The sequence below is a fragment of the Flavobacteriales bacterium genome, assembly GCA_016715895.1.
Taxonomy (GTDB): domain Bacteria; phylum Bacteroidota; class Bacteroidia; order Flavobacteriales_F; family PHOS-HE28; genus PHOS-HE28.
The window spans coordinates 1420631-1432985 of sequence record JADJXH010000004.1; the positions used below are offsets into that span (position 1 = coordinate 1420631).

At 64.3% G+C, this 12355-nt stretch carries 9 protein-coding genes; 8 read left to right on the top strand and 1 reads right to left on the bottom strand.

Features of this window, described 5'->3' with window-relative positions:
* The first annotated feature begins 84 nt into the window (after window positions 1-84).
* Genes IPM49_14795 through IPM49_14830 form a run of 8 tightly spaced genes read left to right on the top strand, consistent with a single transcriptional unit; the run spans window position 85 to window position 9472 of the window.
* Complete coding sequence (locus tag IPM49_14795) at window positions 85-885, top strand: polysaccharide export protein (protein ID MBK9275790.1); 801 nt, start codon at window positions 85-87, stop codon at window positions 883-885.
* A complete protein-coding gene (locus IPM49_14800) occupies window positions 885-3233 on the top strand; it encodes a polysaccharide biosynthesis tyrosine autokinase (protein MBK9275791.1) in 2349 nt (782 codons plus the stop codon). Before IPM49_14795 ends, IPM49_14800 begins: the two co-directional genes overlap by 1 nt.
* Before the next feature lie 13 nt (window positions 3234-3246).
* Window positions 3247-4566 carry a flippase gene (locus tag IPM49_14805; protein MBK9275792.1) on the top strand — a complete coding sequence of 440 codons (1320 nt, stop codon included), beginning with the start codon at window positions 3247-3249 and terminating at the stop codon, window positions 4564-4566.
* Between the two features lie 4 nt (window positions 4567-4570).
* Entirely contained in the window at window positions 4571-5818 is a 1248-nt protein-coding gene (locus IPM49_14810) for a hypothetical protein (protein MBK9275793.1), read from the top strand.
* 5 nt (window positions 5819-5823) lie between these two features.
* A complete protein-coding gene (locus tag IPM49_14815; GenBank protein ID MBK9275794.1) occupies window positions 5824-6816 on the top strand; it encodes a nucleotide-diphospho-sugar transferase in 993 nt (330 codons plus the stop codon).
* A gap of 11 nt (window positions 6817-6827) precedes the next feature.
* A complete protein-coding gene (locus IPM49_14820; protein ID MBK9275795.1) occupies window positions 6828-8126 on the top strand; it encodes a hypothetical protein in 1299 nt (432 codons plus the stop codon).
* Window positions 8114-8953 (top strand): glycosyltransferase, encoded by an 840-nt coding sequence (locus IPM49_14825; GenBank protein ID MBK9275796.1) that lies wholly within the window; start codon window positions 8114-8116, stop codon window positions 8951-8953. Before IPM49_14820 ends, IPM49_14825 begins: the two co-directional genes overlap by 13 nt.
* A gap of 6 nt (window positions 8954-8959) precedes the next feature.
* Window positions 8960-9472 carry a serine acetyltransferase gene (locus tag IPM49_14830; GenBank protein ID MBK9275797.1) on the top strand — a complete coding sequence of 171 codons (513 nt, stop codon included), beginning with the start codon at window positions 8960-8962 and terminating at the stop codon, window positions 9470-9472.
* Between the two features lie 68 nt (window positions 9473-9540).
* On the opposite strand, the gene IPM49_14835 is transcribed toward IPM49_14830, so the two are convergent.
* Complete coding sequence (locus tag IPM49_14835) at window positions 9541-12267, bottom strand: right-handed parallel beta-helix repeat-containing protein (protein ID MBK9275798.1); 2727 nt, start codon at window positions 12265-12267, stop codon at window positions 9541-9543.
* Between the last annotated feature and the right edge of the window lie 88 nt (window positions 12268-12355).

A 12355-nucleotide genomic window follows, 5' to 3' on the forward strand; every position in this document is an offset into this window, starting at 1 on the left:
GCTCGTATCTTTGACGCTTGTCCGTCAAGGACTTGCCTTCCGAGCGGGGATCGTTGTCCCTGCGGGAGGCGGTCTTCGGACCGCATGCGCATGAAGGAGTTCAAGAGGATGGGATGGGGGCTGCTCGCCACCGTTGTGCTGCTTACGGGATGCGTCGGAGGGCGCAGGAACATCAACTACCTGCAGGACGGATCGATGACCCCGGGGGCGGCCAAGCTGTTCGAGAACCGCAAGTTCGAATACCGCATCCAGGTGAACGATGTGCTGAGCATCCGTGTACTGGGGCTCGATGAGGCCACCCACCGCTTCTTCAATGTGGAGAGCCAGAACGGGTTCCAGGGGGTGAACGACGCGGCGCTGTACGTGAACGGCTTCTCCGTGGACAAGAACGGGCAGGTGCAGCTGCCCACGGTGGGGCGCATCAAGGTGCAGGGCCTCACGGTCGGCGAGGCGCAGGACCTGGTGCAGCGCAAGATCAACGAGTATTTCACGAACGCCACGGTGATCCTGAAGCTGGTGAGCTTCCGGATCAGCGTCCTGGGCGATGTGCGCAACCCGGGCATGTACTTCATCTACAACAACCAGATCACCATCCTGGATGCGCTGGCCATGGCCGGCGGCCCCAACGAGTACGGGGACAAGAGCAAGGTGACCCTGATGCGCCAGAGCGACCGGGGTGTGCAGGCCCTGTATGTCGACCTTTCAGGCACCGAGGTCCTGGCCAGTGAGTACTACTACCTGCTCCCGAACGACGTGGTGTACGTGCCCACGTTGAAGGCCCGCGCCGGGCGGATGAACCTGGAGCTGCTGTCGGTGCTCTTCGGCGCGATCAGCGCCCTGGCCCTGGTGGCCAACGTGTTCATCCTCAACCAGAACAACAACTGATGGCGGCACAGACCGGTACGGGGGACACCATCGACCTGCGGGCCATCTTCAGGAAGATCGCGGCCAAGTGGTGGCTGTTCCTGATCACCCTCACGCTGTCGGGTGCCGCAGCGGTCGCCTACCTCAAGACCACCCCGAAGCAGTTCCTGGTCAGCGCCACCATGCTGATGGGGGAGAAGAGCCGCAACAGTTTCGGAGGCGGACAGGACGAGTTCCTCAAGGGGATGTCCTTCCTGCGCAGCGGTGGCGACATCGAGGACCACATCGCGATCCTGACCTCGAGGTCGAACGTGGAGAAGACGCTCAAACGCCTCGATTTCGGCATCTCCTTCTATGAGGAGCGCCGGTTCCTGAAGCAGGAGCGCTATGACTATCCGCCGTTCAAGATCACCCTCGACACGGCCTCCCTGCAGATCACCGGGATCCCCATCCATGTGTCGGTGGACCTGGCGGCCGGCACCTATCGGGTGAGCGCGAAAGGGAAGAACGTGCGCTTGTACAACGTGAAGCGCCAGGAGGTGGTGAGCGAGTACCTGGAACTGGTGGACCTCGACCAGACGGCCAAGGTGGGCGAACCTTTCGTGGGGGACAAGCTCAGCTTCAAGATCGAGTTCCCCGAGGACCGGCGCTATGATCCGGAGAGCGACTACTACTTCTACATCAACAGCCTGGAGGGCCTGACCAAGCTCTACAAGGGCATCACCTTCGCCGAGCCGGCCAGCGACAACAGCAACATCGTGCAGCTGAGCGTGGTGGGCGAGGTGGTGAGCAAGGAACGGAACTACCTGAACAAGCTGATGGAGACCTACATCGAGGGCGAGCTGTACAAGCAGCAGCAGAAGGGTCTCAAGACGATCAATTTCATCGACAACCAGATCGGCACGGTGAGCGACTCGCTGCGGCAGGTGGAGAGCAGCATGGAGAGCTTCCGGGGCAGCAGCGGCGGCATGATGAGCGCGGGCACCACCAGCGACGCACTGTTCCAGGAGCGTTCGCGCCTGGAGGACGAGCGCAGTGCCGTGACACAGAAGCGCCAGTACTGCCTCACCATCCTCAGCAAGCTGCGGAGCGCCGAGGACTTCCGCAATGTGGCGGCCCCCTCGAGCTCGGGCATCGACGACCCGGTGCTCAACAACCTGGTGATCCAGCTCACGCAGCTGTACGCGGACCTCGCGGCGCAGAACCTGAGCACCGTGCGCAGCAACCCGACCATCATCGCGATGGAGCGGAAGATCCAGAACATCAAGAGCTCGCTGATCGAGACGGCGGAGGGGCTGGTGAGCCAGGCCGACATCAGCATCGCCGAACTGAACCGGCGCCTGGGCTCGATCAACTACCAGTTCAACCAGCTGCCCGAGAACGAGCGCCGCCTGGTGAACATCGAGCGGAAGTTCAAGCTGAGCGACAACCTCTACAACTACCTGATGGAGAAGCGCGCCGAGGCGGGCATCGCCATCGCCAGCGACCAGGTGGACAAGAACGTGGTCGACGACGCGCGCATGAGCGGGTTCGGTCCGGTGGCGCCGGACAAGAAGACCGTGCTGGGCGGTGCCATGATGCTGGGGCTGCTCCTTCCGCTGGGTTTCATCCTGGTCCGCGACTTCCTCAACGACCGCATCGAGCATCTGGACGAGCTCAAGCGGGTGAGCCCGATCCCTGTTCTGGCCACCATCCCGGGCGGGAAGCGCAAGCGCGTGCTACCCAGCGAGCCGAAGTCGCTGCTGGCAGAGTCGTTCCGCACGGCCCGCATCAACCTGCAGTACCTCAATGCCAACGCGGCCAGGCAGGTGATCGGGTTCACCTCCAGCACCAGCGGGGAGGGCAAGACCTTCTGTGCCGTGAACCTGGCGAGCGTGATGGCCATGAGCGGGCAGCGCACGCTGATCATCGACGCGGACATGCGGCGGCCGCGCCTGGAGGAGACCCTCGAGCTGACGGCCGGCCAGGGATTGAGCAACTACCTGATCGGCGAGTGCCAGCTGGGCGACATCATCCGGCGCAGCGACATCGAGGGCCTGGACGTGATCACCGCCGGCCCCGTGCCGCCCAATCCGCTCGAACTTGTGGAGATGCCCCGCATGGCCGAGCTTTTCCAGCAGCTGCGCGGCCGGTACGACCAGATCATCGTCGATGCCTCCCCGATGGGCCTGGTGAGCGAGTACGTGATCCTGGCTCGCCACATCGACGTCACGCTCTACGTGGTGCGGCAGAACCGGACACACCGCAAGGCTCTCCGCATCATCAACGAGATGTACGCGGAGAAGAAGGTGGGCCGGATCGACCTGCTGCTCAACGATGTGAAGGCCGGCGAGGGCTACGGCGACGGTTACGGGTACTACACCAAATAGGCCCGCCGGACGCATGCTGCGCACCGAGGGGTTCCGCAAGTACCTGGGCAACACCTCCTGGCTCTTCGGCGAGCAGGTGGTCCGGCTCGTGGTCGTGCTCGTCACCGGCATCTATGTGGCCCGCTACCTGGGCGATGCCCTCTTCGGCCAGCTGAACTACGCCACAGGCTTCGTGGGCATGTTCTTCGCGCTGAGCGCCATGGGCGTCGACCAGATCATCGTGCGCGACCTGGTGCAGCGACCCGAACGGCGTGATGAGCTGCTCGGTACCGCCGCCTTCATCAAGCTCGTGGGTTCGGTGCTGCTGCTCGCCGTGGTGCTGGCCGCGAGCTTCATCAAGGGGATGGACGCCCTTACGGCCACGCTGGTGTTGGTCATCGCCGGCGCCGAGCTGCTGCGTCCGTTCAGCGTGATCGAGCATCACTTCATGGCCCGGGTGGATGCCAGGAGCTCCGTGCGGGTCCAGTTCGCGCAGGTGCTGCTCAGCGCGGTGTTCAAGCTCTCCCTCATCGCCCTTCAGGCTCCCTTGATCTGGTTCGCCTGGGTGTATGTGCTGGAGACCTTCGTGCTCGCTGTGGGATATTCACTGGCCCTGGCCCGGGACGGCGGAAGCTGGAGGACCTGGAAGGTGTCCGCTCCCACCCTCCGCTACCTGGTGAGCGAGAGCTGGCCCATGCTGGTGTACGGCGTCGCCCTGTACATCCAGGCCAAGATCGACCAGGTGATGATCGGGGACATGCTGGCCTCCACCATGGGGCAGGAGGCGGCCTACGCCGAGGTGGGCCAGTACTCCGTGGCACTGAAGATGATCGAGGCCATGGGCTTCCTGCCTGTGATCGTGCAGAAAAGCCTGGCCCCGGCCATCACGCGGGCAAAGGTGCAGGACCCGGCCTTGTACGCGGACCGCCTGCTGAACCAGTACCGGTTGATGTTCCTGATGTTCCTGGTGACCTCCGTGCCGTTGTACTTCCTGGCGAAGCCCCTGATCGTGTGGTTGTACGGGGAGGCCTTCGCACCGGCGGGCACGCTGTTGTCGCTCTTCGCCATCCGCCTGTTCTTCACGAACATGGGGGTCGCCAAGGCGAGCTTCATCACCAACGAGGGCCTGTTCCGGTACTCGTTGCTCACGGCCTTGGTAGGGGCCGGCCTCAACATCGCCATCAACTATTTCCTGATCCCTCCGTTCAAGTCCATCGGCGCGATCTGGGCCACGATCGGTTCGTTCCTGGTCAGCATCTTCCTCCTGGACCTGCTGTTCCCCCGCACCCGGGTGAACTTCCGTTGGATGGTGCAGGGCATGGCCACCTTCTGGCGGTTCCACCGCGCCACCTGAGCCCATGGACCGCCACCTGGTTCCCATCAGACCGAAGCTGTTCGCCGAGCGTTCCTGCCCGAGGTGCGGTGCAGGTGAGCCTGAGGCGCTCGGCGTGGTGGTGCCTGGCGTGCACGTGCTGGGCGATTATCGCTGCCGGTCCTGCGGGTACACCTTCCTGCACGACCTTCCCGTGGGCTTCGCTGTCGACCACGATGTGGCCATCGGGCGGGAGGACGGAACGCTCCATGATGCGAAGGGGGCGGAGGAGTGGGTGTGGGGCCCCTTGTTGGAGGGATTCAGGAGCCCTTCGGACCGCGAGCTGCGCATCGAACGGCGTGTCCTGCGTCCTGGGAAGCGTGTGGTGATCCTCAACACCCTGGATTTCCTCTACGGCCACGTACTGCTGAAGCTGTGGAACGCGCAGCACTATCTGGACACGAACAAGGACCTCGGCCTGGTGCTCATCCTGCCGAAGAGCTTCTCCTGGATGGTGCCCGAGGGCACCGCTGAGGTGTGGGAGGTGGACCTGCGGTTGAGCGAGGCACATGGATGGTACCGGTCCATCGACCGCTTCGTGCAGGAACGCCTGGGCGACTACGACGAGGTGTACTTCGGCAAGGGCTATGCCCACCCGGACAAGAGCACGATCGACATCGAGCGGTTCTGCGGGGTGGCGCCCTTCGATCCGGACCGGTTCGATACGGCCCCGCGACACATCACCTTCGTTCTGCGGGACGATCGGCTCTGGTACCGGTCGAGGATGATGCGCTACGCTCATCGGGTGCTCCGTCGCCTGGGCCTTCAGCATGCCGCCGGTCCCTTCTTCGTGGCGGATCAGGAGCGCATGGCCAGAGCGTCACTTCGGCGCATCCGGTCGCGCTATCCCGATGTGCAGGCCACCTTCGTGGGGCTTGGCGATCCCGCCGCGGAGCGTGAGGGGGTGAAGGACCTGCGCACCCGGCGCATGACGGTCGAGGTGGAGCGGGCCTGGTGCCGGGCCTACGCGGCAAGCCAGTTCGTGATCGGTGTCCATGGCTCCAACATGCTGCTGCCCACCGCGCTGGCCGGTGGCTGCATCGAGGTGCTCCCGTACGACCGGTATCGCAACATCGTGCAGGATGTGGCCGTGCGGCAGCGCGACGTGATGCAGCTCTTCCTGTACCGGTTCGTGGACGAGTACGCCTCCCCGGCCGCCGTGGCCCGCCATGCGATCTCCATGTTCGCGGACCACCGGGTCTTCCACCGCAACAACCGCATCAACATCTATTGACCGCGATGCCCGAACAGCAACAGCCATCGCCGCTCACCACGCCGGTCCTGCTCATCGCCTTCAACCGGATCGGCCCCACGCGCCAGGTGTTCAACGCCATCCGTGCGGCGCGCCCCACCCGGCTGTACATGGCCTGCGACGGTCCGCGGAACGCGGAAGAGACCGTGCGATGTGAGGAGGTGCGCGCGCTTGCCCGCGAAGTGGACTGGCCCTGCGAGCTGCACACGCGCTTCAATGAGCGCAACCTTGGTCTCCGCAAGGGCGTGAGCAGCGCCATCGCCTGGTTCTTCGAGCATGAGCCGGAGGGCATCGTGCTGGAAGATGACACACTGCCCGTGCCCACCTTCTTCCCATTCTGCCAGGAGCTGCTGGAGCGCTACCGGGAGGATGAACGGATCTGGGTCATCATGGGCAATAACCTCATGGACGACTGGCCGGGCGGCACGGAAGGCTCCTACTACTTCAGCGCGCACGGGTATGGCGCGCCCTGGGGCTGGGCGAGCTGGCGCCGTGTCTGGGCCCATTACGATGTGGACATGGGGGGGTGGCCGGAACTGAAGCGAAGCCCTCTGCTGAAGGATTTCTTCCTGGACCGGCGCGAGGAGGAGGATGTGCACAGCATGTTCGATTACGTGCACAGCGGCCGGATGAACTCGTGGTCGTACCAGCTTGACATCACCCGGGTGATGAACCACGGCCTCAACATCATCCCGGCGGTGAACCTGATCCGGAACATCGGCTTCGGCGCGGACGGCACGCACACGGTGGACCTGTCCGACCCCAGGAACAAGGATACGGCGCGCGATATCCCGTTCCCGCTGAGGCATCCCCGGTTCATGATGCTGGATGCGCGGCGCGACCGTGCATATTTCCGGCGCTTCATCGGCAGCACACCGTCTTACCGGTTCAAGCGATCGCTGAAGACCCTGCTGGGCGGTCCCGATGGCCCCTTGCTGAAGGCCTTGTCGGGCATCAAGGCTAAGTTAGGCGGGCGATAGGCCAGCGCCCGATGATCCGCAAACGCGACCTCGTCGACCTGTTGTTCCTGATCGGCTTCGCCGTCTACGGGTTCGGCAACTACATCGGCATGAAGCAGGGCCTGTCCAAGGGCCTGATCGTGTCCAACCTGCCGTTCCTCGCCATCGTGGTCTTCTACCTCATCGACGCGGTGTACCGGCAGCGGGTGCGCTACATGCTCTCGGGCACCTACTGGCTGTGCCTGCTCTACATCCTCACCCTGGCCATGTCCATGATGGTGGGCCTCAGGGGCGGCATTCCCGGCCTCAACGCCGGCAATGTGCTGCTGTCCATCCTGTTGTTCACGGTGCCCTTCCATGCCGCGGTGGTGGTGCAGTTCTACCATCGCGACGATGAGGGTTTCGACTACTCCATGCTGCTGCTGCGTTCGTTGGGCCTGCTGATCCTGATCAACATCCTGGGCTACGCCGCGGGCATCCGCTCCTTCGGCCACAGCTTCGAGGGGCGGGCCAACTTCCCGTTCATCCGGGGCATCTACACGGGCGCGCACGTGCTCTCCGTCATCACCTTGATGCTGCTGTTCCAACTGCGCGACCTGTCGCGCCGGCCGGTCACGGTGGCCCTGGTCATCGGTGCCATCCTCCTGAACCTGGCGATGATGGTGAGCATCAACAGCCGCCTGTCCTTGATGATCTTCCTGCTCCTCGCGGTGCTCTTCCTCACGCGTGCGATCAAGGTGGCGCGGGGCCTGTACACCATCTCGCTCTTCACGATGCCGTTGTTGTTGAGCTTCTCCCTCCTGGTGTACCAGGTCCTCAGCCTGCCCTTCTTCCAGGCGATCCTGCAGCGCGTGAGCAAGGAGGACGTGACCACCTTCAACGGGCGCAGCTACATCTGGAACGCCGTGGCCGATTGGGCGTGGAGCGACCGTACCGGCCTTCTCTTCGGCAACGGGTACAAGGGGCACTACAAGCTGCACATGCTCGATTTCGTCGCCAAGCTCTGGGGCGAGAAGCACGCCTACAACCTGCACTCGCACAGCACCTTCACGGAAGTGGTGGTGGGGCAGGGTGTCTTCGGGGTCGTCCTGCTCTACATCATCCTCTGGAGGGGCTTCAAGCACTACCGTCGCGAATACCTGATGCGCACGGACCAGGCGCCGATCTTCGCCGGCCTGGTGTACATCCTCTTCATCTGGCAGATCGACATCTTCTGTTACGGCGTGGACATCGGGCATGCGATCCTCTTCTGCATGATGGCACCGCTGGCGCTTCGTCCCGACGCGATCACCCGCCGGACACGATCATTGGAAGGCGCATGGATGGACTGAACGCACCCCTCGAAGGCGGTCGCCGGGTCCGGGGCGAGGCCGTCGGCCGGCCCGGAGCTCCGCTCGTGAGCATCGTCACCGTGGTCTACAATGGTGCGGCCACCCTGGAGCGCACCATCCGGAGCGTGCTGGATCAGGGCCATCCGGCGATCGAGCATGTCGTCGTGGACGGGGGCAGCACGGACGGCACCTTGGACCTCCTTCGTCGCTACGACGACCGGCTGGCCTACTGGGTGAGCGCGAAGGACCGGGGCATCTACGATGCCATGAACAAGGGCGTGGCGCTGTGCACCGGTGAATGGGTGGGCCTGATCAATGCGGACGACTGGTATGCCGCGGACGCGGTGGATCAGGTCGTGGCAGCGGTGAAGGACCGGCCCGAGGTCAACATCGTCCATGGGGACATCCTCATCCACTATCCGGGCGGGGTCAGCAAGGTGAAGCATGCACGGCTGAACGGCTTCCTGCTGAAGCATTGGGAGATGGTGCTGAACCACCCCACCTTCTTCGTCCGGCGCAGCTATTATGAGGGAAGGTCGTTCGACCCGGAGCTCCGGGTGAGCGGCGATCATCAGTGGACCCTGCGCGCATGGCTGGAGGATCCAGGGCAGTTCCTGTACCTGCCCCGTGTGCTGGCCCACTTCACCGCGGGAGGTGCCAGCATGACGATCCCTTTGCGCAAGGTCCTGCGGGAGGGCGCCCGCGTGAGCCGGTCGGTGGGGATGGGCCCGCTGGGCGTGTTCACCGGCCAGGTCGTCCGCACCACGCTCTACCTGCCCCAGCTCCTGAAGCTCAAGCTCAACCAGTACCTTGGCCGGCGTCGTTGAGCACGCATGGCGGGACATTGGAACATCGCACAGGATTGGGCGGCCAACCGCGGCAATCCCAAGGGGCGCCTGGTGATGCTGCTGTTCCGCACAGCGCATCTGCTGCGGCGGAGCACGCTCACCTTCGTGCTTTTCCTCCCGTACTTCCTGCTCTATCGGGTCCTGGTCGAGTGGGTGCTCTGCATCGAGCTGCCCTGGAAGACGCGCATCGGCCCGGGCTTCCGCATCGACCACGGCCAGGCCTTGGTGGTGAACGACCACACCGTGTTCGGTGCGGGTTGCACGGTGCGCAACAGCACCACCATCGGGAACAAGCGAATGCCCGATGGCACCTACAGCGCCAGCCCGCGCTTTGGTGACCGGGTGGACATCGGTGCGAACGCGGTGATCATCGGTCCGGTCACTGTGGGCGATGATGTCGCGATCGGTGCAGGTGCCGTGGTGGTGAAGGATGTTCCCGCCGGGTATGTCGCCGTGGGGAATCCGGCGCGCATCCTGCCTCGGCGCCGACCTGCCTGAACGCCCGACCCCCGGTCCAGTGGACCAGGGGCCGGGCTTGGTGTATGGCGGGGATGCCGGTGATGGTGCTAGCGCACCACGAGCTTCTGTTCCGTCCGTGTGCGGCCATCGTCCACGCTCAGCACGTATGTGCCGGGCCGTACATCCGTGGGCACGTGCCGGGGCCCGGCGGTGCTCATGCGGTCGTACCAGACGGTGCGGCCGCTGAGGTCCATGAGCCGCAGCTCGGCCGCGCCGGTGGTCGTGAGGTGGAGCAGGCCTCCGGCTTCCACTGGGTTGGGGTAGGCCATGGGGGGCTCGACCTCGGTGGTCGCCCCAGGCGCGAACCCGGTGCTCAGTCCGCAGAGGATGTCATCCTCGCGCACCAGCACGATGGATCGGTAGGGCTGCACGGTGATGCTCCCGCTGTGCAGGTTGCCCTGGACATCGCTCCAGCAGCCGTCCAGGTTGAAGGTCTGCGCGGTGGGCTGGTCGTTCACCAGCAATTGCTGGCGGTCGAGCGGGTCCAGCGGTGTCACGTCCACCCGGTGCAGTTCCACGTTGTCCAGCCAGTAGGTGCTCTCGGTGTAATGGTTGGTGAAGGTGCAGTTGCCCTGGTCGGTAAGGTCGCTTTGGAAGAACATCGTGACATCGCGGCGCACGGGGCTGAAGGGGACGAAGCGGCTGGCGACCATCTGGGGGCCTGTCTGCTGCGTGAGGCCCTTGAAACCGGCCTTCACCTCGCCCTGCATGGTGCTCTGGATGCTGAAGCGCAAGCGGTACCACTGTCCGTTCTGCACATTGGCCAGCTGGTCGTGTTTCAGGGTGAACTCGTTGTAGGTGTTGTTGTTGGCGAAGTGCACCTTGAGGGCGCCGTTGTCCAACTGCCCGTAGTCGTGGGTGATCTGGCCCTGGCTTGGCCAGCCGCTCCATCCGTTCACGTCGTAGGCGAAGCCGCCATTGGGCACGAGGTTCGCGCTGAGCACGTCGGCCACCTCGTAGGCGCTCATGGTCTTGGGGCTGCGCAGCGAGTTCGCATCCTCGCCCCGCTCGGCCTGCCAGCGCTCCAGGCTGAAGTACTTCATCACACCGGCGAAGGTGTTGAACTGGAGGATGCTGCGGTCGTTGTAGGGGTTGAAGTAGTAGTTGTTGTTGAACGTGCCATAGTCCACCCAGTTGGCCGAGTACACATGGTACTGGCGCATGCAGAGCTGGTCCTCGGCCAGGGCGTACATCACGTTGCCGGTGTACACGTCATTGAACGCGGGCACATGGTACGGTGCGGTGGCCCCGGGGCCGTTGTAGTTGCTGAAGTCGGAGATGGAGAGCTGCACCGTGTTGTTGAACAGGATGTTGTCCTTGATCTGGTTGCCGGTGCTCACCATGGTGTGGTCCACGTGGATGCCGCTGCCCAGGCAGTTGGCCACCGTGTTGTGCTGCACCAGGGTGTTCTTGATGCTGATGTTCCCGAAGTAGATGCCGTGGCAGATGGGTTCGTAGTTGCTGAAGTTCGGGGCCGAGCTCTCCAGGTCGCCGGAGATGTCCATCACGATATTGTCCCGGATGATCATGCCATCCGCATTGTCGAAGGCGATGCCGCCACCGTCGTTGAGGATGGCCAGCGCATGGCGCACCACGTTGCGTTCCACCAGGGCGTTGCGCTCCACCACCATGCCCACGTAGCCGATGTTCTCGAAGCGATTGTCGGTCACCACAATGCCCTGGCCGGTGAGGCGGAGGCCGAAGTAGCCCCAGTTGTTCTCGCCCAGCCCGGGTTGGAGGGCCACGTCCTCGAACACGCAGTGCGTCACCGAGCTGTTGTCGTCCATCAAGTAGATCCCGGTGGCATAGGTGCGCTGCACGTTCAGGTGGTGGAAGTCCTGGTCGCCGCCGGTGCTCAGAACGGCCTGATGGGTGTCGCTGAAGCTGCAGTGCGCGGCCTCGAGCTGGGTGGTGCCGCTCAGGCGCAGGCTGGCTCCGGTCTGGTGGCGGAAGGCGATGTGCTCCACCAGGATGTGGTGGCGCTGCCAGCTCACCGAGATCCCATGGTCGGTCACGCTCGCTTCCACCAGCTGGGCGTTCGGGTCGGCGTTGTTGGGGCACCACAGGTAGAGCTGCCCGTTGGCCACATCGTGGAACCACTCCCCGGGGGCGTCGAGTTCGCTGAGCTTGTTGCGGAGGAAGTAGCCCCAGTGGTCGTCGCCGATGTTGTTGCCGGTGCTCGTGTGGGTGAGGGTGGTGCCCGAGTGCGCGGTCACACGTGCCGTATCGTAGCTCCAGTTGGTGGTGCGCATCACCATCGTGGCGCCGGTCCAATACCCGGTGGGCTGGGTGAGGGCGGCGTCCTGCGTGGTGGTGGCGGTGCCCAGGTCGTTGCGCAGCCAGCCCGTGTTCGGGTAGCGTGCCAGGGTCTGCAGCTGCCCGTTCACGTACAGGTGCTTCATGGCCTGGGTGAACGGCGCGCGCCAGATGTTGCCGCTGTGCACCGTCCAGCCTGTCACCGGCACGCTGCCGCTGATCACCGGATCGGCACCGGTGCCGTAGGCGCCGATGGTGATGCGGTTGCCCGCCGTGCCGCTGGCCGTGACCGTCAGCTTGCCACGGTACACGCCCCCGCGCTGAAAGAGCACCTGGTCGCCCGGCTGCAATTGGCCGGCGATCTGGTTCACCCGGGCGATGCTCTGCCAGGCCTGCGCTGGGCTCGTTCCCGCATTGGCGTCGTTCCCGGTGGGTGACACGTGGTAAGTGGCCGCCGGCAGTTGGAGCGCCAGCAAGATCAGCAGAGGCAGAACGAGGTGTAGGGGTCGGTTGCGCATGATCGTATCGTTCGAACCGTTCAACCCCGGGGATCGGGCGCTGGTTGGGTTCTTTCGACGGATCCGCCGTTCGAGCCCATGGATCCCT